Below are 23,164 nucleotides of genomic sequence, written 5' to 3'. Positions count from 1 at the left end.
GGCGCCCCAAGGGACCGCCGCAGTGTCCACTTCCCCAACCCAGGGGACCCTGCGCACGCATTGACGGCAGATCTTCCCTGACGCCCCGCCTCCCAACTGCTATACTGATACGTGGTGAGCACCGGGAGGGAAGCCGTGGCCAGAGTCGCCTGCCTGCTAATTTCCCTTTGCTGCGTCAGCGCTACAGACGTTCGGGCCGCGACTCTCACCGTCCAGGCCGACGGCCTCGGCGAGTATCCCACGCTGCAAGCGGCCATCGACGCGGCGGCATCGGGTGACACCGTGCTTGCGCTGCCGGGGACCTACACCGGCGCGGGAAACAAGAACCTCGATTTCCATGGCGTCAATCTCGTGCTCACCTCCGAGGCGGGCAGCGAGGCGACGATCATCGATGGGGAGCGCAGCGGACAGGGTCTGAGCTTCACGTCCGGCGAGGACAGCACCAGCCTTGTGGATGGCTTCACCATCTCGCGCTGCGGCGCGTCGCTGGGCGGTGGCATCTACTGCGAGGACGCTTCGCCCACCTTCCGCAACGTCACGCTGTCGGACTGCAGTAGCGCAAACTACGGCGGCGGTGCCGGGGGCGGGATGTACCTCAAGCGCAGCAATGCCCGGCTGTCGGACGTCCAGTTTGTCGACAACGAGGCCGGACACACCTGGGACGGCTGGAATGGATTGGGGGCGGGTCTTGCGGCCTTCGAGTCGTCACCCGTCCTGGAGCGCGTGGTCTTCGCGAACAACCATGTGTTCGCGGGGAGTTCGACGGGAGAGTGCTGCCCCTGGGCCGTAGGCGGCGGCGCGTACTTCGGCGACTGCAGTCCGGTGATTCGCGATTGCCTGTTCTATGGCAACAGTGCCGAGCAGTACGGCGCTGCTGGAGGCCGGGCCTACGGTGGGGCGCTGGGCTCGGGCGGCAGCATCGTCCTGGAGCGCACGACCCTGGTGGAGAACGGCGGACCCGGCGCGATCTACGTGAGAGATGGCGACATCACCCTGGACCACTGCATCATCGCCTATCACTATGGCAGCGCTCCGGTCATCACCGAAAACGCCGCTGCCACGGCGCTGTGCTGCGACCTGTACAGCGATCCGTTCAATCCGCTCTGGATCGGCGCGTTGGCGGGTCAGGGGGGCGTCAACGGCAACTTCTCGGCCGACCCGTTCTTCTGCTATCACCCGACGCGGGACTACCGCCTCGCGCCCGGCTCACCCTGCCTGCCCGAGGGCAACGACTGCGGTGCCCTCATCGGGGGGCTCGGGCCCGGCTGCGGCGACACGCCGGTCTTCCTTGCCAGCTTCAGGGCCGCCGCAAGCCTCGGGCTGGTGACGTTGACCTGGCAAGCCTCGGCGGAGGGCCAGTTCCGGCTCGAGGGCGCGCGGGACGGCGCGTCGTGGGATGTGCCCTGGCAAGATGAGGGGGAGGGGCGCTACGCCGCCGCCGATGCCAGCCCGGCGCTGGCCGCCGGCGGGGCGGTGACCTACCGGCTCCACGGCCGCCTGCCCGGCGAGGACTGGATGCTCTTGCGGACGGCCGTCGTCGACGTGCCGGCCGCCGCGCGGCGTCTCTCCGCACATCCCAATCCGTTCAATCCGTCCACGGAGCTGGAGTTCGTGCTGGCCGAGGCGTCGGCGGTGGATCTCGCGATCTACGATTTGGCGGGACGTCGCGTCGCCGGCCTGGTCCACGAGCGCCGGCCCGCCGGACGGCACGCGGCCACCTGGGATGGCCGAGATGCCAGGGGTCGGCAGGCCGCCAGCGGCGTCTACCTGGCGCGCCTGATGGCGGCCGGCCAGCTCACGGAGACGAAGCTCGTGCTGCTCAAGTAGGCGCCCCTAGCGCAGCATCAGCACCTTGGCCGCGCCCTCGATCTCCCCGCTGCGATAGCGAGCCAGGTAGACGCCCGCGCCGGCGCGCTGCCCGGCGGCGTCGCGGCCGTCCCAGTCCACGCGGTCGGCGCCGCTCAGCGAGACGATGTGGCGGCCGGCCACGTCGTAGATCGCGACGGCGAGGGGAGCCGGCGAGCTGCTGGCGAAGGCCACCGTGTCGGCCGAGGGGTTCGGCCACACGTTGAGGGCGAGGGGCGCGTCGAGGGGCGTCTCCACGGAGACGTCGTCCTGCGTGCCCAGGCCGCGCAGCACCAGGCGGAAGGGGATGTCCTCGCCGGTGGGGTTCTCGGCGCCCGGGATCACGCCCGTGGCGAGGATCTGGAAGAAGAGGGCGTTGGTGTCGATGTTCCCGCTGCCGTCCGCCGCGCCGCCGCAGAACGTGGTGCTGCCGATGCAGAGCTCGGTGTTCGTGGTGAAGGGCACGTCGGCGCCGAAGATCGGGTCGTAGGTGGCGTCCATGGTCAGGTGGAGCACCTGGTTCAGGTTGACGTGGCCGTCGCCGGGCGTGGCGTCCACGATGCTGCCGCTGTTGGGCAGGAGCGGGTCGCTGGTGAGCGTGATGTTCCGCAGCGTCACGAAGATCGAGTTGATGTCGGTCACCGTGGCGTTGAAGTCGGAGATCACGGCCGTGGCGCCGTCCTCGAAGCCCGGATCCACCGTGCAGTGCAGGGTGCCGTCCATCGTCCCGGGGAAGGACTGGTTCAGGAAGATGATGACGAGCGCGCTCTGGGCGGGGTTGATGTCGATCGAGTAGCCCACGGCGGCGAAGGAGAGGGACGGCAAGAGCAGGATGGCGAGTGTCAGAACTAGGCGACGCATGGCACGCTCCCGGCGTGGAGTGGGGAAGTGAGGAGCGCCATTATTCTAGCAGATCCCCCGGAGACTCGCCAGGGTCGCACGCTTGTTGCAGTCGACCGCAACCGGTTGGGAATGTGGTGATTGAAGCTACGCACAGCCAGCCAGGGGTGCGCCACGGGCCACGCTGCGACCCTGCCAGGCACTGTGGGAAGTCACAGGGAACGCCGGCCGCCCCGCCCGGGGGCTGCTCCGCTAGCCGATGCCGCGGTTGTCGGCCTCGTCCTTCTTCAGGTAGCCGCTGTCCTGCCGCTTCCGGTTGACGGCGTTCTTCTGCATGTACATGCGGTGGACGTCCTCGGCGCTCAGCCCCATCACCTGGCAGGCGCTCACCCAGAAGTGGAGGATGTCCACCAGCTCCACCTTGATGTTCTGCTCGTCGAAGAGGTCCACCTTGGTGCGCCACCATTTCCAGTTGGTGGAGTCCACCAGTTCGGACAGCTCCTGGCTCATGGCCAGGGCGTAGTTGCGCAGCCAGGTGTTCTGCAGGTCGCGGTTGCCGGCGATGGCGTCGTAGCCCTCCCCCAGCGCGTTCTGCTCGAAGGTGTAGCGGTTCAGCTCCCGCTGCATGGCGAAGATTTCCTCGAGCCTGTCGGTCACGGCTCTCCCTCCAATCGATTGGCAGCGCGTCAGGACACGCCGAAGACGCTGTGGGGAATCAGGAAGGCGATCACGCTGAGCACGGCCGCGAGGACGATCCAGCGCCGCGCGCGACGCCCCCGCGCACGCAGGATCACCGGCGCCAGCCAGGCCAGCACGAGCACGAGGGTCTTCGTGTCGGTGCTGTCCAGGCCCAGCGGCGGGCCCTTCCAGAGGATGCCGTAGGCGTTCACCTTCATCAGCGGGCCGAAGAGCAGGCCCCCGAAGAGGAAGCAGATCAGCGCCACGCCTGCGAGCGTGTGCGAGCCGGAGCCCAGTGCCAGCGCCTCCAGGCCGGCCCGGACACCCAGGAAGAGCCCCAGGTAGAGCAGGAGCAGGTGGGGTAGGCTCACCCAGAGCGGGATCGCGCCCTTGTAGCGCGTGATGACGGTCCCGCGCTCGGGAAGCCGCAGCAGCTTCCCGCCCTGGGCCTCCACCTCCACGCGGTACTCCAGCGCGCTGCCCCGGGGCTGCGGCGACAGCTCGCCCGACAGCATGCTCCCCAGGTTGCGCAGACTCTCCCGGCGGTACTCGCCACCCCCGCCGTAGCGGCGCCAGATCACGGTGCCGGTCCAGTCCGGATCCACGCCCTCGACGACCAGGCGCTGGCCGCCCGGCCCGACGTGGTTCCGGGCGAGCACGGTGCTGACGTTCCGCCCCTGCCACGGGGTGTCCAGCTCGAGCGGCATCCTCTCGCCGGTTCTCCGCTGGACCACCAGCCCCATCGCGGTGAACACCAGCGCCAGGAGCCACATGCTGAACGGGGAGAGCTTGATGCTGGCCACGGCTACCTCCGCGGGCAGGGTAGCAGGGCCCCGCGCCGCCGTCACGCAGTCCTTGCGGCCGGCGACGAAAAGGGGGAGCCTTGCGGCTCCCCCGTCTGCTTCTGCTCCGCTGGCGAGTGTCCTACTTGAGGAGGACCACCCGCTTGCTCTGCACGCCGTCGGCGCTGTGGAGCCGGGCGAGGTAGACGCCCGAGGCCACGCCGATGCCCTCGGCGTCGGTGCCGTCCCAGGTGACGTTCCGCGTGCCCGCGGGCAGGTCGCCCTGGAGCAGCGTGCGCACCAGTCGGCCGTCCGCGCCCACGATGTCCAGGCGCGCCGCGCCGGCCCGCTTCACGTTGAGCGGGATCGTCGTGCTGGGGTTGAAGGGGTTCGGGTAGCACTGGCCCAGGAGCATGGCCTCGGGCAGCGCGCTGTCCACGGCGGTCAGGTCGCCCATATCGGTGACGTGCACCCAGGACGCGTTGTAGACCTCCTTGCTGATCGCTTCCTGCAGCCAGGCGACGATCATGCACTCGGACTCCTCGAAGCTCGAATCCATGGTGAAGCTGGCGTCCACGGAGGCCGACTGCGGCAGGTCGCCGGCGAAGGTGACCACGGTGCCGTAGGCGCTGGGCGCGAAGTCGCGCAGCACGTGGCGGTGGACGATCACGCCGTTCGATCCCACGTAAACGCAGTTGTCCTCTACCAGGGCCACGAAGAGGCGGTACTGCACGGTGCCACCGGGCAGCGCCGCGTCGGTGGTGGAGGTGGCGGTGACGCTGATCGCCCCGCTGACGTTGTCGTAGTCACCCGTGATGTCCACTGTCACGCTCGTGGGCACGACGATACGGCTGTCGTAGTACTGGGCGAAGGGCGGGAAGTTGGTCTCGTAGACACCGTCGACGAAGATGTCGGGAACGGCGTTGACGGCGTAGAAGCCGCGGCGCGCGTTGTTGTCGGCGATGTTGTAGTTGTAGAAGGGGTCGTAGCCCGGCCAGCTCATGTGATACTGGATGGAAACGACGTCGTCGGGATGCAGGTTGATGAACTCATCAACGGCCTCGTCCGAGGTCGGGCAGCCGGGTCAGCCACAGTTGGTGTAGAGCTCGAGCAGGACGTTGCGGTCCGCCGCGACGCTCACACCGGCCAGCACGAGCAGCGCCAGCGCGAGTCCGGTCATTCGCATGAGTCTCATGGAGAGATCCTCCCAGGTGGGTGGTTGTGCGCCCAAGGGGCGAGTCGAGCCCCCAAAGGATAGCCGATAATTCAGGACAAGTCACCCCGGAATTGTAGCGCCCACGCTCACACGAAAAGGGGGAGCCGTCAGGCTCCCCCTTCTGCTACTGCCATGCTGGCGAGCGAGGTCTTTGGCCGGGCGCCTCACGCAGTGCGAAGCGAGGCAAAGACCTTGCGAGCGCTCTACTTCATGAGAATCAGACGCTTGCTCTGCACGCCGTCGGCGCTGTGGAGCCGGGCGAGGTAGACGCCCGAGGCCACGCCGACGCCCTCGGCGTCGGTGCCGTCCCAGGTGACGTTCCGCGTGCCCGTGGGCAGGTCGCCCTGGAGCAGCGTGCGCACCAGGCGGCCGTCCGCGCCCACGATGTCCAGGCGCGCCGCGCCGGCCCGCTTCACGTTGAGCGGGATCGTCGTGCTGGGGTTGAAGGGGTTCGGGTAGCTCTGACCCAGGAGCATGGCCTCGGGCAGCGCGCTGTCCACGGCGGTCAGGTCGCCCATATCGGTGACGAACTTCGCGATGGACTGCTGCACCTTCTTCTGGCCGGATGTGTCCTGGACCCAGGCGACCAGGCGGCACTTGTCCCAGTCGAAGGTCGGGTCGAGGTCGGTGCTGCCGGCGTAGTTCACCGTCTGCGGGAAGCCGCCGGTGAAGTTGGCCACCGTTCCGTTGTAGTCCGGGAAGCAGTCACGCATGGTGTTCGGGTGGTTCGTCACGCCGTTGGAGCCGGCGAAGTAGAGGTCCGTCTCCGTGAGCGTCACGTAGAGACGGTAGCTGCCGGTGGGCAGCGCCTCGCCGGTGCTGGCCGTCACGTTGAAGTCCAGGTGCCCCGTGTTGGTGTCGAAGAGGCCGGTGATCGTCATGCTCACGGGCGTGTCGATGGCGGTCTCGTAGTCGAAGTGGAGGGGCAGCGTGCTGGCGTTGGAAGGGAGCCAGCCATCGGTCCTGAAGAAGGGCACGCCGGAGACGTTGTAGAAGTCGATCCGCCCCTGGCAGTCGGGAGTGTTGTAGTACCAGAAGGGATCGTAGCCGGGCCAGTAAACGTGCCAAGAGACCATGGTCAGCAGGTCGTCGCCGTAGGCGGCGTCGAGGTTCTCGAAGGCTGCGTCCGCAGCCGGGCAGTAGGGTCAGCCAGCGTTGGTGAACAGCTCTACCAGCACGGCGCGCTGCACGCCCCAGGCCGTGCTCGCGCAGAGCAGCATGAGCAATGCCACTCCGATCTTGATCTTGTGGTGCATGGAATCCCCCTGTCGACAGTGGTGAGGGCCGCCCCGGAGCTCGCGCGTCCGGGACAGAGAAAACCGACAGGGCACTGCCCCCGCCGGGTTTGATCAAACAGGACAATTGTAGCGGCTTTAGGCGGGAATGTGAAGTCCGTTTACTTCCCCGGCGGCGTCAAAGCGCCTCTCCGGGGCTGGAAAAGCCGGGCCGGCTCCTGTACCTTCCTCGGCATCCGTCCCTAACCCCGTCCCGGAGCGCGCGATGCCCCATCTCCCCGAGTACGGCGAGCTGTCGGCCCAGGACTATGCCGACCTGGGCCTGGTGGCCGGCCTGGAGGTCCACCAGCAGCTGCTGACCCGCCGCAAGCTCTTCTGCCGCTGCCCGGCCGGGCGCTACACCGGCGCCTTCGACGCCGAGATCCTCCGCCACATGCGGCCCACCCTCTCCGAGCTCGGCGAGTACGACGGCACCGCGCTCATGGAGTTCAAGACGCGCAAGGAGATCCTCTACCGCCTCAACAAGGAGAGCGTCTGCACCTACGAGATGGACGACGCCCCGCCCTTCGAGATGGACCGCGAGGCGCTGGACATCGCCATGGAGATCACGCTGCTCCTCGGCCTGCAGCCGGTGGGCGAGGTGCACGTGATCCGCAAGCAGTACCTGGACGGGTCCATCCCCACGGGGTTCCAGCGCACGGCGATCCTCGGAGTGCAGGGCGAGATCCGGGTGGAGGGACGCCCCGTGAGCGTGCTGCAGCTCAGCATCGAGGAGGACTCCTCACGCGAGCTGCTGGACCGCGGGCACCTGCGCGTCTACCGCACGGATCGCCTGGGGATGCCCCTCATCGAGGTCGTCACCGGGCCGGACCTGCGCACGCCGGCCGAGGTGGAGGCCTGCGCCCAGGTGGTGCGGCGCCTGACCCGCGCCACCGGCAAGGTGCGCCGGGGGGCGGGCGCGGCGCGGCAGGACGTGAACGTCAGCGTCCGCGGCGGCACCCGCATCGAGATCAAGGGCGTCTCGCGCATCCCCGCCATCGGCCGGCTGGTGCACAACGAGGCGCTGCGGCAGAGGGGTCTCCTCGAGATCCGCGACGCGCTGCTCGCGCGCGGCCTGCCCGCGGTGGGCTACCACGGGCTGCAGGGCGAGGTGACGGGCCTCTTCAAGAGCTGCCAGTACCGCCCGGTCCAGAAGGCCCTCGCCCGCGGCGACAAGCTCGGGGCCATCGCCATGCCCGGCTTCGAGGGCGTGCTGCGCCGCGAGCTGCAGCCTGGCGTGCGCTTCCTCGGCGAGTTCCGCGACCGCGTCCGCGTGGTGGCCTGCCTCGACCGCAACCCGAATCTGGTCTCCAGCGAACAGCTGGACGACGGCCCCACCTGGAGCGAGTGGCAGCGCGTCCGCCAGCTCCTCGGCGCGCCGGAAGAGGCGCCGATCCTGATGGTCTGGGGCGGCGCCCGCGACCTCGAGACCGCCCTCGGCGAGATCGAGCTGCGCGCACAGGAGGCGCTGTGCGGCGTCCCCAGCGAAACGCGCCAGGCCCAGCCCGACGGCACCACGCGCTTCGAGCGCGTCCTGCCCGGCCCCGACCGCATGTACCCCGACACCGACCTGCCGCCGCTGCCGCTGCCCATCCAGCGCTGGAACGACCTGCGCGCCAGCCTGCCCGCCCGGCCCTGGGACCTGTCGGCGAAGCTGGAGGCCGCCGGCCTTGGCGACGAGCTCGTCGGCCAGCTGCTGCGGCAGGAGCGCGCCGAGGACTTCCTCGCGCTCGCGACTCCGCTGGACCCCGCGGCGCGGCGCCGCCTGGCGATCCTGCTGACCTCGCACTGGCGTTCGCTCGAGCGCGGCGGCCTGCGCCTCGCTCGCGCCCGGGAGGCCGGGTCCCTGGACTGGCTGCCCGAGTTCATCGCGCGCGCGCCGCGCGAGGCCGACCGTCCCGCCCTGGCCCGCTGGGCCCGCAGCGAGGGGCGGGAGCGTCCCGTGCCGCCGCCGCCCCTGGGCGAGGAGACGCTGCGCGAACGCGTGGACGCCGCGCTGGCCTCCCTGCCGGCGCCGGCGCGTCCGCTCGCGAGCGCGGCCCTGCGACGCTACCGCCTCGGACGCCTGCGCGAGCGGCTGGGGGCCACCTGCCCCGGCCTGCGCGTGGCGGCCCTGCTGGACGCCCGGGCGTCCGAAGCCGGGTCCCGGAACCGGACCGAAAAGGAGGCCCGATGAGCGACGATCGCTTCAAGGGTTACCGCGGCCCGGGCCGCGCGCTGCTGGAGACCCACGGCGTCGGCGTGTGGAGCGTCGTCGACGCGGAGACGACCCAGGGCACCTACCAGGGCACGATCCTGCCGCGCAGCGAGACGGCCGACGCCGAGCATCTCGTCCTCAAGCTGGCCAGCGGCTACAACGTGGGCCTGCACGTGGACACGGTCACCGCGCTGCACGAGACCGGCCGCAAGGAGGCCCACTACAAGATCCCCGAGCAGGCCTTTCCGCACGACGCGGGCAAGCCCTACGTCAAGCTCTTCGGGACGGGTGGGACCATCGCCAGCCGCCTCGACTACCGCACGGGCGCGGTGATCCCGGCCTTCACGCCGGGCGAGCTCTACGGCTCGGTGCCCGAGCTGGCGGACGTCTGCAACCTGGACACCGAGAAGCTCTACGGCGTCTTCAGCGAGAACATGGGTCCCGAGCAGTGGATCGGCACGGCGCGCGCCGTGGAGGCGGCGATTCGAAGCGGCGTGGACGGCATCGTCATCGGCCACGGCACGGACACCATGCACCACACGGCGGCGGTGCTGAGCTTCATGCTGCAGAACCCGCCGGTGCCCATCGTGATGGTGGGCAGCCAGCGCAGCAGCGACCGCCCCAGCTCGGACGCGGCGCTCAACCTGATCCATGCGGCGCTGACGGCGGGGCAGGGGGACATCGCCGAGGTGATGGTCTGCATGTTCGGGCCCACCAGCGACCAGTACGGCCTGCTGCACCGCGGCACGCGCGTCCGCAAGATGCACTCCAGCTACCGCAGCACCTTCCGCACGCTCAGCGACACGCCGCTCGCCACGGTCAGCCGCGAGGGCGTGACGCCGCTGCGCCGCGACTACCACCCGCGCCGCTTCCGCACGCGCGTGGAGGGGCGCGATCCCGCGGCGAGCGAGGCGGCGCTGGCGAACTTCCGCGCGACGCCCGTCTTCGACGAGCGCGTCGCCCTGGTCTACTACTATCCGGGCATGAAGTCGGACGTCTTCGACAGCCTCATCGACCATGGCTACAGGGGGATCGTGATCGCGGGGACGGGCCTCGGCCACGTGAACCGCCCCGTCTATCCCGCGCTGAAGCGCGCGCGCGAGGCCGGCGTGGCCGTCTTCATGACGGTGCAGACGCTCTGGGGCTACGTGCAGATGTACGTCTACGAGACCGGTCGCGAGATCATGGAGATGGGCGTCGTGCCGCTGGCCAACATGCTGCCCGAGGTGGCCTACATGAAGCTGGGTTGGGCGCTGGGGCAGACGGACGACCTGGAGACCCTGCGCGGCATCATGACGACGCCGGTGGCCGACGACATCACCGAGCGCGAGCCCCACGACGGCTACCTCGTCTTCCAGGGCGGGCTGCCAGAGCTGGACGCCTTCGTGCGCGACCATCGCAAGTGACACGCTTGGGGACCCGGTGCCCTCTCGCTCGCTTCACACTTCGTGAGGCACTCGCGGAAGGATGACGGGCCGCGCTGATCAAGGGCTCCAGGCCGGACCGCGGCTGCCGAGCTGCAGCGCGAGGCGGTAGGTCCAGCCGCTCTGGCCGTGTTCGCGGAAGCCGTGGCGACCTTCCATCCACACGAAGCGGTAGCCCAGCCCCAGCTGCGCGGCCAGGGACCCGAACAGGGGATGCACGTAGCTCTCCGCCGGGGCGATGACCAGGCAGTTCCAGTGCCGGCTCTCGCCGCCGTCCTTCCAGCCGCGGCGTCCCCAGCCGACGAAGGTGTCGGAGCTGATCCGCTTGTTCTCGTAGTCGAAGTTCAGGCCGAGGCTGCGCCAGCTGCTCTCGCCGGCGGTGGGCAGCGGAGGCTCGGGATAGCCGCTGCTGCCGAGCGCCATGCGCCCGGTGAGGGCCACCGTCAGCCCCTGGTCGACGCGCGCGCCGACGCCCAGCTCACCCATCCAGCCCCAGTCGCCCTCGCGGTAGCAGCGCTGCAATCCGGCCCGCGTGGCGAGGCGCCAGGCGCGGGGACTCGAGGTCGTCCTGCGCCCTTCCGGCGCGAGAAAGTCGTCCGACCAGAAGGCGTAATCGCTGAAGTCACCGTGGCGCTGCGGGCCGGGATACCCTGGCGCGTAGGGCAGGAGCCTGTCGTCAGGCCGGGGAGAAGGGTTGCGGCCGAGACCGAAGGCCTTGAGATGGACCTGGCCGCGCACGTCGTCGGGAAAGATGGAAGTGGCCAGCGCGATGTTGTTCCATCGGCCCAGCGTGCGATCGGGAAAGCTCTCCCGCGTGCTGTAGAAGTTGTCGATCCAGGTGAGCAGCGTGCCGCGGTGGGGGAGATCGCCGTAGTTCATCTCGCGTGACTCGGCCTCCGGGTGAAGGCTGAGGTTGTAGAACTCCAGCGAGTGATTGCGGCGCAGCGCGGGGATCAAGCCCACCTCGGCCTCGCGGATCGAACAGGCCGCCGCCATGAAGATGATCCGCGAGTAGGGCAGCTCGGGCCAGCGGCGCAGCACCTCGCTGATGATGATCGTGCCCATGCTGTGCCCCACCAGGGTCAGCGAGTAGTCGCGCCCCTGCTGGCGCGCGGAGGCGAGGGAGTCCGCGAAGGCGTTGACGTAACGTGTGAGGCCTCCGCCGCCGCCGCCGTCGTAGCGCCGCAACCCGCTCGAGTCGCCCTTCTGATAGGTGAACTCATCCGGGCGGCGGAACATGGCCTGGGACCGCGATCGCATGCTGTGCCAGGCGCTCGCTCCCAGCTCCGTGATGAACGGCGACGTGACGATGCGCAGGGGAAAGGTGCGCGCCCACAGCGCGCCGCGACCGAACATCCGCACCTTGCCGGGTCTGTCGTCGATGGGCCAGGACATCTCCAGGCGGTCCGCCTCGCCGCGCTTCGCGTCCTCCATGGCCGCTTCGTAGATTCGCCTCACGTCCGTCTGCCAGGTGAAGAACGTGGAGGACATGGTCGACAAGTCCTCGGAGAGCTGCAGCGGATAGACTTCGGGCATGCGCCCGACGCCGCGAACGACGACGCTGGGCAGCAACGACACGAAGTAGAGTCCGTTCAGGACGGGGTTGACGTGGACGTCGTTGCGCGCGCGGGCAGCCTGATCCTTGAGGCCGACCAGGAGGTTGGAAGACCAGATCAGGAAGAGCGGCTGGTAGCCTGCCTCCTCCATGGCCGGGCCCACGCGCAGGGCCCGTTCGCGCGATCCGTCGAAGCTGTTCAGGCCGCCGTGGACGAAAAGCAGCACGTCGCGGTGGCCGGACTCCCCCTGCCGGCGAATGTTGCCCAGCAGGCTGTCCAGATGGCTCTCGAAGGTCAGCGTCGAACCGGGCGCGTCGAGTCGCCTTCCGGTGGCCGGATCGAGGGGGCGTCCGCGGCCGTCGACCAGCACGACGTGACGCCGAAGGTAGCTCGTCTCCTCCGGAGTGTAGGCGGCGGCCGGGAGGGCGCTGGCCACGAGCGCGAGGACGGCGAGGAGGGGCAGGGCTCGCTTCATGATCGGCTCCTTCCGATCGGCCGATCCTAGAAGCCGGCGCCGCCAGGGTCAAGCAATCGCTGTTGGCGGGCGCATCGCCGCGCCGCCAGCCGACGGCGTTGTCCTAATGGCGCCGCGGCGCTCGACAGGCGGGCGCCCACCTGCTGCGCCATTCCGCGTGGCGTGGCCGTGTAGACGTCAGAACGCCTTGCGCTCGCCCGAGGCCGCGCCGGTCCGTGAACACGAATCCCCTCCGCGAGCGCCTCACGCAGTGTGAAGTCGAGCGGAGGGGATTCGTGTTCGCGAACCGATGACGGTCTAGCGCAGCAGGTGAATGTTGCGCTCCGCGCAGATGGAGTGCAGCTGCTCGGGCCAGATCGTCACGCTCACCTCGCCGAGGGCGGCCTTCTTGAGGATGTAGCTGTAGACGCGGCTCTGGCCGATGCCGCCGCCGATGCTGAGCGGGATCTCGTCGTTCAGGATCATCTTGTGGTAGGGCATGTTGAGGAAGTCCTCCTGCCCCGTGATCTTGAGCTGCTGGCGCAGGGTGTCCTTCGTGACGCGCACGCCCATGCTGCTCAGCTCGTGGCGCCGCTTCGTCACCTTGTTCCACACCAGGATGTCGCCGTTGAGGCCGTGCATCTGCTTGCCGTTCTTGACGACGGACGGCGTGACCCAGTCGTCGTAGTCGGCGGCGCGCATCTCGTGGGGGTAGCCGTCGTCGAGCGTGTGCCCGATGCCGTAGATGAAGATCGCCGGATGCTCCTGGATGATCCGCGTCTCCCGCTGCTTGCGCGGCAGGTCGGGGTAGCGCTCGAGGATCTCCTCGGCGTGCAGGAAGACCAGCTCGCGCGGCATCTTCTCGAACTTGTTCAGGGCGGGGAACATGTCGTGGGCCAGTTCCTCGGCCTCCACGAGCACCTTCCAGATCTTCTTCACGACGCCGGTCAGGAAGTCGAGGTTGCGCTCTTCGGCCGTGATCACACGCTCCCAGTCCCACTGATCCACGTAGCTGCTGTGGTCGTGGTCGAGGAAGTAGTCCTTGCGCACGGCGCGCATGTCGGTGTTGATGCCCTCGCCCGGCTGACAGCCGTACTGCTTCAGCGCGAAGCGCTTCCACTTGGTGGCCGCCTGCACCACCTGCGCCTCGATGCGCTTGTCGAGCCCGAGCCCGGCCAGGAAGTCCACGGGGGTGCGCGAGCCGTCGCGGTCCAGGTAGTCGTTCATGCCGCTGTGCTTGTCGACGATCAGCGGGCACTGGACCAGCATCAGGTTGAGCTCGCGCGCCAGGCCGTCCTCGATGGCGCGCTTCACCGCGTAGAGAGCCTTCTGCGTCTCCTTGGGGCTGAGCACCGAGCTGTAGTCGGTGGGCAGCGCCTTGGCGACTTCCTCGTAGGTGCTGACGCCGGGTCCGGCGAGGTCTGCGGTCTTGTCTGCCATGGCCATCCATCCTGGGCGCGGGTAATGGGTAAATCGGAGCCGAAACACCACTAAGCTAGCAGGGCCACTCGGCCCGCGCAAGAGGGGGGCTACTTGAGGAGGGTGGCCCGGAGCGTGGCGCTGCGCCCGGCGGCGTCGGTGAGACGGAAGAGGTAGACCCCGCTGGCGAGGGGGCGCCCCTCGGCGTCGGCGGCGGTCCAGTCCAGCGTATGGACGCCCTCGCCCAGCACGCCCGTCCAGGCCAGGGCGAGCCGCCGCCCGGCGAGGTCGAAGAGCTCGAGGCGCGCGGGACCCGGCGCGGAGGCGCCGAGGCTGAGACGGCAACGCGGATTGAAGGGGTTGGGGGCGATGCCGAGCCTGAGCCCGGGCGCCGCGGGCGGCGGCGCCGCCGTGCCCTCGCCCACGAGGACGGTCGTGGCGGGCAGCGTGACGTCCGCGATCGCGTTCGCCAAGGGATCGTAGAGCCGCACCATCACCGTGCCGATGGGGCAGGTGCCGGGAGCGAGCGTGTCGAAGTCCCAGTGGTAGAGCTCGCCGGGGCCGGTCACCCAGCAGGTCGAGCCGAGGGTGACGACACCGCCATACCACTCGCCGGGCGTGGAGTCGTCGAAGTCGGGAAAGAGCGAGCAGCCGGCGCCGCTGAACAGCGCGCCAGGGGCGCCGTGCACGCTGGCGAGCAGCGTGGGGTCGTAGCTCACGCGCAGCTCGATGGTGCGGACGTCCACCACGTCGTCGAGCATGACCGACAGCCGCGCGCCGTCACCCGTGGACACCGTCGAGTCGGCCGGCGACCAGCGCAGGGTGACCGCGGCGCCGGCGGGGGAGGCCAGCGCGAGGAGGAGCAGCGCGAGGAGCAGGCGTCGCATGGTGACCTCCGATAAAGGCAGGGGGGCCGGAGCCCCCCTGCGTACAAGTATAGCGCGATCCGCCCTACTTCATCAGCAGCATCTTGTGGGTCGCCGCGAGCGGACCCGCCTCGATGCGCGCGAAGTAGATGCCCGAGGCCACCGGGGCGCCGTTCGCGTCACGGCCCGCCCAGGTGACCACCTGATGTCCCGCGTCCATTCGCCGGTCCACGAGGGTGCGGATGAGGCGCCCGTCGGCGCTGAAGACCGACAGCGACACGAACTGCGCCTCGGGCAGATCGAAGGCGATGCTGGTCTTCGGGTTGAACGGGTTCGGGAAGTTGCCCACCAGGCGGTAGCTCGACGGCAGCTCGGCCACCGAGGTGTCGCTCAGCGTGAAGTCGAGAGCGGCGTTCCGGGTGTCGCGCACGGTCAGCTCCAGGTCGACCGGCTGCGCGTCGCCCTCCAGGCGCACCGTGAACAGCACGCCCCGTCCCGCGACGGCGAGGCCACGTCCCATGAGCGCGAGGCTGACGTCGAGCGACTCGCCGTCCAGCTGGCGCAGGAAGACGGGACCCGCCTGCTGGCCGAGCAGGCTACCTTCGCTCACCGTGGCCGACACGCCGTCCGGCAGGCTGGTGCTGAGGCGCAGGGCCTTCAGGTTCGCGCAGGGCTCGGTGAGGGCGAGCGCCCAGGCGCCGTCCTCCTGCCGGAACCAGCTGAGCAGCGCGATGTCGCTGCCCTGCACGGGCCGCGGTGCGACGTTGTCGTAGTTCTGCGCGAAGATCATCAGGTCCTCGAAGCCGACCAGGTTGTCGGGCAGCGGGATGCCGTCGCCGAGGGCGCTGTCCGTGGGGCCGACGTCGCAGGTGTTGTCGTAGCCGAGCCCGCCGGAGGCCGTGCCGTAGGCGGCGCCGAGCACGGTGATGTCCACCAGGTCCACGTCGCCGTCGCCGGTGACGGTGGGGTTCACGTCGCCGAGCCAGTAGTTCGTGGCGCGGTCGTTGGCCGGGGCCAGCGGGCCGATGTTGCTCGCCGTGTCCACCGCGAAGAGCTCGTAGTAGTAGATGCCGCGGTCGGCGACGGGATCGGTCCAGCTCGTCTCGCCGGCCAGAGCGGTGTGGACCAGCGTCCACTCGGCGCTGGCGTCCGCGCCGTCGCGGTCCGCGGGACGCGTGGGCTCGATGTTCCCCGCCTCGCTCCCGTATTCGGGATAGGTCGAGGCGAGGCCCGCGTCGTGGGACAGCGCGCGCCAGATCTCCGTGCCCGCCAGGTCGGCGTCACCGGGGTTGGTCCAGCTCAGCTCGACCTTCTGGTGGCCGGGGGCGGCGGTGATGCCCGTCACCGAGGCCGGCGACGTGCAGTCCACCACGATGCTCTGGCTGGCCGAGCAGTCCGCGCCGATGGGCTGGTTGCTCAGGTCGCGCACGGAGCAGGAGTCCGCGCCGATGACCGCCGTGCCGTCGGTGGCGCCGTCCACGGTGAGCGTGAACAGGTTCACCGGAGCGAGGATGCCCGGCGTCGTGCCCAGGATGCTGTAGTCGACCGTGTAAGCCGTGCCGCCGGGGGCCAGGCTCACGTCGAAGAAGCTGGGAGCGCTGCCCGGGCCCGTGGGATAGAGCGCCGGGTTGGGGACGAAGCTGGTGCTGTCGAAGGTCGCGGCCGCGGTGATCGGAATGCGCAGCGAGTAGCCCCGCATGGCCGGCGTGAGCGCGTCGGGCGTGTAGCTGAAGGTCAGCGCGCTCGACTCACTGCAGTTCATCGGGCCGTTGTCGCTGGCCGCGATCCCGAAGACCACCTGGCCGGCGTAGGGCTCGAAGGCCACGTTGTCGCTCACGGCGTTGCCGAGGCCGAGAGGATTGAGCGTGGGATGGTAGGGGCCGGAGGCGGCGCCCCACCAGTTGTCGGTGGCGTCCTGCGCGTTGGCCGTGTAGGCGAAGGCGCCGTAGCTGGTGTTGCCGCTGATCGTGTTGCCGTGGATCTGCGACGTGATCACCGGGTCGAGCGTGGCGTCGAAATCGTAGACCACGACGCCCCAGTCCCAGTTCGTGATCGTGCAGCCCGTCACCGTGAAGTCGATGGGACCGTCCAGATCGCTGAACGCGCTCACGCCCCAGCTGTCGGTCAGGCCCGTGCCCGTGACGACGCAGTTGCTCACGGTCGCCGTCACGCTGGCCCGGTCGCCGCTCGCGAAGTCCAGGCCTTCCACCGGCTGCGGCAGCACCTTCACCTGGCCGCTCGCGCGGTCGGGCGCCGTGCTGTACGCGTAGTAGGCGTCGCCGATGGGGTTCGAGATCGTGGCGTCGCCGTAGCTGCCGTCGGTGTCGATCCAGTAGACGCTGGTCTGGCAGTTGTCGATGTCGACGCCGCTGGCGGTCACCGTCGCGGCGCCATCGAGCAGGAAGCCCGTGGCCGTCCAGGTGCCGCCGGTCCAGGCGATGTCGCTGATGGCGCAGTTGTCCACCGTGCCGCCAGCGCCGCCGCTGATCTGGATGCCGTTCTGCGCGGTGACGTTCGTGGGCCCCTGACCCACCGTGGTGACGTCATCGAGGTCCACCGTGAGTCCCGCGCCGGTGAGCGCAACGCCGGTCTTCTGGAAGTCCAGCACCTGGACGTTGCTCAGGGCGATCGTGTAGGGGCCGCCGGTGTCGTTGGCCGAGTAGACGCCCACGCCGTGCTGCGTGCCGCTGAACGGCGTGTCCATGACGTTGAGCACTTCGGCGTCGCTCAGCGAGCCGCCGCCGTTCCAGAAGCCGAGGCCGACGAAGCGGTTGTTGCTGTTGCCGAGGCCGGCGCCGTCGAGGGTCAGCGCGCTGAGCGCTGCGCCCGTGGCGCCGTCGACGAAGACAAGCGGGTAGTTGTCGTAGGCGCCGGTGGTGAAGAAGGCCGGCATGCCGGCGAAGGCCTGCACGATCGTGAGGCCGGCGCCCGCGCCCGTGATGGTGAGATCGTCGGTGGTGATGTGCAGCTGCTCGGGATAGGTGCCGGCCGCCACGTCGATGACGTCCAGCGGCGCGGCCGCGTCGATCGCGGCCTGGATGGTCGCGCCCGGCGCGACGCCCCAGGTCATCGGGGTCGTCCCCGGAGGCAGGGCGAGGAAGGGCGAGACCATGACGCTGCCGAAGAAGGTCTCCGCCGCGCGGTCGCCGGCTTCCGCCAGCACCTCGACGACCGGCGCGTTCCGCGGCAGGTCCACGCCGATGGGCGCGACCCGCGGGCGCGTGGCGCGCGGCAGCAGGGGCGCGGGGCCGCCGTCCACGGGGCCGGTCGCGCTGTTCCAGAAGCACTCGCGCGCGTCGACGGCGGCGGTGGGGAAGTCGTTGTTGATCCCCGAATTGCCGTTGTCCACGAAGGACGTGTTCCGCACGGTCACGCTGGCGTTGTTCGTGTTGCCGGAGAAGTCGCCGGTCCAGAGGCCGTCGTAGCCGGCGGCCGTGCCGGAGATCACGCAGTCGGTGACGGTCGCCACGAGATCGCCGTTCTGCCAGCCGGTGTAGTAGCCGGTCCAGGCGTCGGTGCCGAAGAGGTCGAGGCCGTCGGCCGCGCTGCCCGTGATCGTGCAGCCGGTGATGTCGATGTTGAGGTCGCTCTCGTCGCCGCTGAGCTGCGCGCCCAGCGACCACTCGTTGTCGTGCAGGTTCAGGCTGTCCATCTGGATGTTGACGGGCACCGGATGGCTGTAGACCCAGCGCCAGTCGGAGTAGTTGACGCCGCTCTGGCAATCGAAGACCTCGTCGCCGTCCATGCTGACGTCGCCGCTTTCGAAGAGCAGGATGCCCGTGCCGGCCCAGCTCGAGCCCGTGTAGCCGACGCCCTGCACCACGTTGCCCGCGGTGCTGCCGCTGGCGCCGTAGGCGAGCTGGATGCCGTTGCCGGCGATGTCGCCCGTCGCCACGTCCATCACGGTGTTGCCGTTCACGGTGAAGCTGCAGTCGGGGCCCATCACCAGGATGCCGCCCTTCTGGAAGTCCGGGAGCTGGTTGCCGCTCACGTCGACGACGATCGGCGTGCCGTCGCTGTGCGCGGCCACGATGCTGACCACGCGCTGGGCGCCCGGCGCGGCGGGGTAGGTGATGCCGCTGACGGTGCAGGCGGTGATCGCGCCGCTCGTGTCGAAGTAGTGGATGCCGTAGAAGTTGTCGGGGCCGGTGTCGCGCCCGTCCACGGTGAAGCCGGAGATGTTCACCGTCCCCGCGCCGTTGACGCCGACGACCGCGTCGACGGTCCGCACGGCGCCGTTCCACTGGGTCACGGTGTAGGTGCTGCGATCGACGGCGTCCGGCGCCTCGATCGTGCACACGCCCGCGCCAGCGCCCACCAGGTCGACGGTCTTGTCGATGTAGAGTTGCTCCTGGTAGGTGCCCGCATCCACCGCGATGATGTCGCCGGCGCTGGCCGCCGTGATGGCGTCCTGAATCGTGGGCTGATCACCCGGTACCGTGATGGTGGCCGCCAGTGCCGGCAGCGCGCCCAGGACCAGGATGGCCAAGGCCACCGCTACGCGTCGTGTCATCCGTGTTCCCCCCCACGCTTGAGTTGTTGTTGCGATCGAAAGCAGAAGGCCCCGGACCGTCGAGCGGCCCGGGGCCTTGGAGGCGCTACTTCAGCAGCAGCATCTTGCGGGTCTCGTCGAGCGGCCCAGCCTGCACGCGGAAGAAGTAGACCCCCGATGCGACCTGCCCCCCGTTGGCGTCGCGCCCGTCCCAGATCACGGAGTGGTAGCCCGCCGGCATGGCCCGATCCAGGAGGACCTGGACGAGACGTCCGTCGGCGCCGAAGATCGCCACCCGCGTCGGCTGGGGCGACGGCAGATCAAAGTCGATCCGCGTCTTCGGGTTGAAGGGGTTCGGGAAGTTCTGGCCCAGGCGATAGGACTGAGGCAGGTCGGGAATCACCTCGTCATCCAGCGCGAGCTCCAGCGGCGTGTTCGCGAGCGAACGCGCATCGATGGAGACCGCTCCGGGCTCGACGCCCGCCGGCAGGATCACGCGCAGGAGTTCGCCGTCGGCGGCAAACGCGCGATCCGTACCGAGGATCACGAGGCTCACGTCGATGCCGTTGGCATCGATGTTCGCGAAGAAGCTGGGGCCCTGCGCGGCGAGCGCCGCCCCCGCTTCGATCCGGGGGACGACCCCGTCCGGCAACGCCGCGCTCAGGCGGATGCCCTTGAGCGCGTGGTTGGGGGCGAGGAGGCCGAGGCCCCAGATCCCGTCATCGAGGCGATACCAGCTGAGCTGGACCGTCTCGGCGAGCGCCGGCGGCGCGCTGAGCGGCGCCACCTGGCCGTAGTTGATGGCGAAGAGGATGAGGTCCTCGAAGTCCACGCAGCTGTCGGTGACGGGGATGCCGTCGGGCAGGCCGCTGTCGGTGGGACCGATGTCCGCCTCGTTGTTGTAGGCGCCGTCGCCTTCGCAGACGCCGAAGCTCGCGCCCATGACGGTGATGTCGGTGAGGTTGACCAGGCCGTCGTAGAAGCCGTCGCCCGTGCCCGCGTCGGCGATGTCGCCGAGCCAGTAGTTCGCCACGGGGCCGGCGTTCTGGGCCAGCGGCGGGCCGAAGTTGAAGGCCGCGTCGCGCGGGAACACCTCATAGTAGTAGTAGCCGCGGGGCGCCCAGGCGTCGACGAAGGTTCCCACGCCGGCGGACACGCTGCCCGCCAGCACCCACTCGGGGCTGGCCACGGCGGCGGCGCGGCTCGCCGGGCGGGTGGGCAGGACGTCGTCGGGAAGGTCGTCGTACTCCGGGTAGGCGGAGGCGTTCGCGGCGTCGTGCCACATGCCGCGGTAGATCTCGACGCCCTCCAGGTCGCCGTCGCCGGGGTCGGTCCAGGTCAGCTCCACCTGCTGATGGCCGCGCAGCACGCTCAGGCCCGCCGCCGGGCCGGGCGCGGTGGCGTCGTAGACGATCTGATCCTGCGTCGGGAAGACGTTGCCCACCACGTCGCGGAACTGCGCGTAGACCACGCGGGGACCGTCGCCGCCGGCGGCCAGCGTCCAGGCCTTCGAGCTCTGGTAGGGCTCCCAGGCGCTGTAGGTGACGTCGTCGTTGCTGAAGCGCATCTCGAGGGGCGGGTGGGCGTCGGTGATCGCGTTGTTCAGGTTGACGGCGAGGTTGTTCGTGAAGGCCAGGCCGCTGTTGATGACGAAGGTCCCCGCCGGCGCGGTGGTGTCCACGGTGGTGCTGGTATCCGCGCCGCCGGGCGTGTCCTCCACGTTGCCGACGTTGTCCGCGGCCACGGTGTAGAAGCTGTACACGCCGTCGCCGCCCGCCGTGAAGGCGATGGGGCTCGCGGTGTAGACGCCCGCCGAGGCGTAGCCGCCGCCGTCCACGTCCACGAAGAGCTCGACCTGGGCGAGGCCGCTGGTCGCATCCGAGGCGGTGTAGGGGACGTTGAAGCTCAGCGCGCCCTGGTAGGTCGAGAGCGGGCCGGCGCTGCTGACTGGCTTGGTGTCGTCCTGGGTGGACGACTCCGCCGCCGACCAGTTGGACTCGTTGGCCAGCGCGTCGCGGGTCCGCACGCGGTAGTGGTAGAGCTGGGCGTCGGCGAGGCCCGTGAAGGTGAAGCTGAGACCGGGGATCCAGCCGCTGTCGGCGAGGCCCGTGCCGAAGCCCGCGTCGGTGGCGCGCTGCACGAGGTACTCGACCGCGCCGCTCGCGCTCTGGTCCGACCAGTCCAGCGTGTTCTCGGTGCCCTGCGTGTAGCCGGGCTCGGCGAAAAGCGCGGGCACGTCGGGCGGCGTGCAGTCCACGTCCACGGTGGCGTCGGCCAGCGTGGCGTAGATGTCGGCGTTCATCAGGTCGCGCAGCTTGTAGTGCGGGATCGTCACCACGCCCTGGCCCGTGGCCTGGCCGTGGAAGGTGACGCTGAAGAGGTCGCCGGGGTCGGTGAGGCCGCCGGTGGCGCCGAGGATCGCGCCGGAGACGGTGAAGGTGCCGTCCAGGTTGTCCACGATGTCGAAGAAGGTGGGGTCGCCCACCGAAGCCAGCGCGCCGCCCTCGACGATGTCCGCCTCGCCGAAGCCCAGGCGGAAGTCGGAGTCGACGGTGATCTCGTAGCCGCGCAGCGCCGGCGTGTCGGCGTCGGGGGCGTAGTGGAAGGCCAGGGTCACGCTGCCGCTGCAGTTGATGGGGCCGCTGCTGGCCGGGAGCGGGCCGAGCGTGCCCATGCCCAGCCAGGGCGTGAAGAGCACGTTGCCCTCCACCGCGTCGCCGAGGCCGTCGGGGTTGTTGGCCGCGTGGTAGGGGCCGAGATGGCTGCCCCACCAGACCTGGCGCGCGTCGACGGGGCTCGTGGCGTTGGACCACATGCCGCCGACGTCGTTCCCGCTGATGCGGTTGTCCGTGCAGTCGGCGTCGAGCGCTCCGCCGGCCTCCTCGAGCCAGCAGCCCGTCTCGAAGCCGGTGATCGTGCAGCCGTGGACGTCCAGGTCGAGCGCGTCCTCTTCCACGTAGGCGTCCACGCCCCAGGCGCCGGGGCGGTTCTGGCCGGTGATCGTGCTGTTCGTCACCGCGACGGTCATGAGCGCGCGGCCGCCGGCCGGCGTGAGCGCGCTCAGCGGCGACGGCTGCACCCGCGGGCCGCCGCGCTTGGAGAACTCGGTGCTGTTCCAGGCGGTGATGCCGTCGTAGGCGGGATCGGCGCCCGTGTGCAGGATGGTGCTGGCGTCCAGGCTCAGGTCGCTGTCGTAGGCGTAGACGCAGACCTGGTCCACGCTGGCGTCCAGGCCCGTGACGGTGGTGGGAGCGGCGGCGACGAGCAGCAGGCCCGTGGACGTCCAGCTCGCCCCATCCCAGTGGTGCCCGCTCACGCTGCAGCCCGTGAGCGTGCCGCCGGCGCCGTCGGCGATTTCGATGCCGTTCTGGGCGATGACGTTGGTCACGCCGGCGCCCGCGCAGCTCACGTTGCTGAGCGCGACGCCGAGGCCCGCGCCGGTCAGGGTGACGCCGTTCTTCTGATAGTCGTCCACCGTGAGGTCGCTGAGGGTCAGGCTGTAGGGCCCGCCGCTGTCGTTGCCCGCGTAGAGCCCGAGGCCGTGCTGCGCGCCGCTGAAGGGCGTCTCGCGCACGCCGGTGATGGCCGCGGCCGCCACGCTACCGCCGGCGTTCCAGAACGCGACGCCCATGAAGCGGCTGTTGCCGTTGCCGCGGCCGGCGCCGTCGATGGTGAGGCCGGCCACCTGCACGGTGGCGTCGTGGATATAGAGGACGGGGTAGTTGTCGTCGCTGCCGGAGTTGAAGAAGGCCGTCAGGCTGACGGGGGAGAGCAGCACCGTGCTGCCGGCGCCCGCGCCGCGGAGCAGCAGATCCTTGGCGATCACCACCTGCTCCTCGTAGCTGCCGGCGGCGACGTCCACGGTGTCGCCCGGCGCGGCCGCGTCCACGGCCTCCTGGACCGTGACGTAGTCGCCCGGCACCGTGATCACGGCGGCGTGGCTCGACAGGCTGAGGGTGAGGAGGAGGAGGCTGAGGACGAGGACGACCGAGGCGCGCATGCGCTCGAACATGGTGACCCCCCGATGCGGATGTTCACGGCGGTGTCGACGCCCACCCACGCCGCGCAGGGCCGGCCGGGGCTCGACGCGTCGAGTGTAACCGATCCGAGACACATTTACA

At 69.9% G+C, this 23,164-nt stretch carries 13 protein-coding genes; 3 read left to right on the top strand and 10 right to left on the bottom strand.

The window, feature by feature from the left end:
• Positions 1 to 135: 135 nt before the first annotated feature.
• Positions 136 to 1,827, top strand: a complete 1,692-nt coding sequence (locus tag H6693_07910) for a hypothetical protein (GenBank protein MCB9516104.1) — start codon at positions 136 to 138, stop codon at positions 1,825 to 1,827.
• A gap of 6 nt (positions 1,828 to 1,833) precedes the next feature.
• Here H6693_07910 and H6693_07905 read toward each other — a convergent pair whose 3' ends face one another.
• From H6693_07905 to H6693_07885, 5 genes are all read right to left on the bottom strand, one after another.
• Positions 1,834 to 2,706: a hypothetical protein gene (locus tag H6693_07905; protein ID MCB9516103.1), complete on the bottom strand. Its 873-nt coding sequence runs from the start codon at positions 2,704 to 2,706 to the stop codon at positions 1,834 to 1,836.
• A gap of 231 nt (positions 2,707 to 2,937) precedes the next feature.
• Positions 2,938 to 3,312 (bottom strand): dUTP diphosphatase, encoded by a 375-nt coding sequence (locus H6693_07900; protein ID MCB9516102.1) that lies wholly within the window; start codon positions 3,310 to 3,312, stop codon positions 2,938 to 2,940.
• Between the two features lie 59 nt (positions 3,313 to 3,371).
• The gene (locus tag H6693_07895; protein MCB9516101.1) at positions 3,372 to 4,166 is read right to left on the bottom strand and encodes a hypothetical protein; all 795 of its coding nucleotides are present in this window, start codon (positions 4,164 to 4,166) and stop codon (positions 3,372 to 3,374) included.
• Between the two features lie 121 nt (positions 4,167 to 4,287).
• Positions 4,288 to 5,148 (bottom strand): Omp28-related outer membrane protein, encoded by an 861-nt coding sequence (locus tag H6693_07890; GenBank protein ID MCB9516100.1) that lies wholly within the window; start codon positions 5,146 to 5,148, stop codon positions 4,288 to 4,290.
• 416 nt (positions 5,149 to 5,564) lie between these two features.
• On the bottom strand, positions 5,565 to 6,437 hold the full coding sequence (locus H6693_07885) for a T9SS type A sorting domain-containing protein (protein MCB9516099.1): 873 nt from the start codon (positions 6,435 to 6,437) through the stop codon (positions 5,565 to 5,567).
• A 424-nt stretch (positions 6,438 to 6,861) separates the two neighbouring features.
• Here H6693_07885 and gatE point away from each other — a divergent pair, with 424 nt between their 5' ends.
• Entirely contained in the window at positions 6,862 to 8,811 is a 1,950-nt protein-coding gene (gene gatE / locus H6693_07880; GenBank protein ID MCB9516098.1) for a Glu-tRNA(Gln) amidotransferase subunit GatE, read from the top strand.
• Positions 8,808 to 10,238 carry a Glu-tRNA(Gln) amidotransferase subunit GatD gene (gene gatD, locus H6693_07875; protein ID MCB9516097.1) on the top strand — a complete coding sequence of 477 codons (1,431 nt, stop codon included), beginning with the start codon at positions 8,808 to 8,810 and terminating at the stop codon, positions 10,236 to 10,238. Before gatE ends, gatD begins: the two co-directional genes overlap by 4 nt.
• A gap of 78 nt (positions 10,239 to 10,316) precedes the next feature.
• On the opposite strand, the gene H6693_07870 is transcribed toward gatD, so the two are convergent.
• The 5 genes from H6693_07870 to H6693_07850 form a co-directional block, all read right to left on the bottom strand.
• The gene (locus tag H6693_07870; protein MCB9516096.1) at positions 10,317 to 12,287 is read right to left on the bottom strand and encodes a hypothetical protein; all 1,971 of its coding nucleotides are present in this window, start codon (positions 12,285 to 12,287) and stop codon (positions 10,317 to 10,319) included.
• 297 nt (positions 12,288 to 12,584) lie between these two features.
• A complete protein-coding gene (locus H6693_07865; GenBank protein ID MCB9516095.1) occupies positions 12,585 to 13,706 on the bottom strand; it encodes an aspartate--ammonia ligase in 1,122 nt (373 codons plus the stop codon).
• An 89-nt stretch (positions 13,707 to 13,795) separates the two neighbouring features.
• Complete coding sequence (locus tag H6693_07860; protein ID MCB9516094.1) at positions 13,796 to 14,572, bottom strand: hypothetical protein; 777 nt, start codon at positions 14,570 to 14,572, stop codon at positions 13,796 to 13,798.
• 64 nt (positions 14,573 to 14,636) lie between these two features.
• Positions 14,637 to 19,064: a hypothetical protein gene (locus H6693_07855; protein ID MCB9516093.1), complete on the bottom strand. Its 4,428-nt coding sequence runs from the start codon at positions 19,062 to 19,064 to the stop codon at positions 14,637 to 14,639.
• Between the two features lie 85 nt (positions 19,065 to 19,149).
• Positions 19,150 to 23,055: a hypothetical protein gene (locus H6693_07850; protein MCB9516092.1), complete on the bottom strand. Its 3,906-nt coding sequence runs from the start codon at positions 23,053 to 23,055 to the stop codon at positions 19,150 to 19,152.
• Between the last annotated feature and the right edge of the window lie 109 nt (positions 23,056 to 23,164).

This window comes from Candidatus Latescibacterota bacterium (assembly GCA_020633725.1).
Taxonomy (GTDB): domain Bacteria; phylum Krumholzibacteriota; class Krumholzibacteriia; order JACNKJ01; family JACNKJ01; genus VGXI01.
This window is presented reverse-complemented; position numbering and strand designations above follow the sequence as displayed.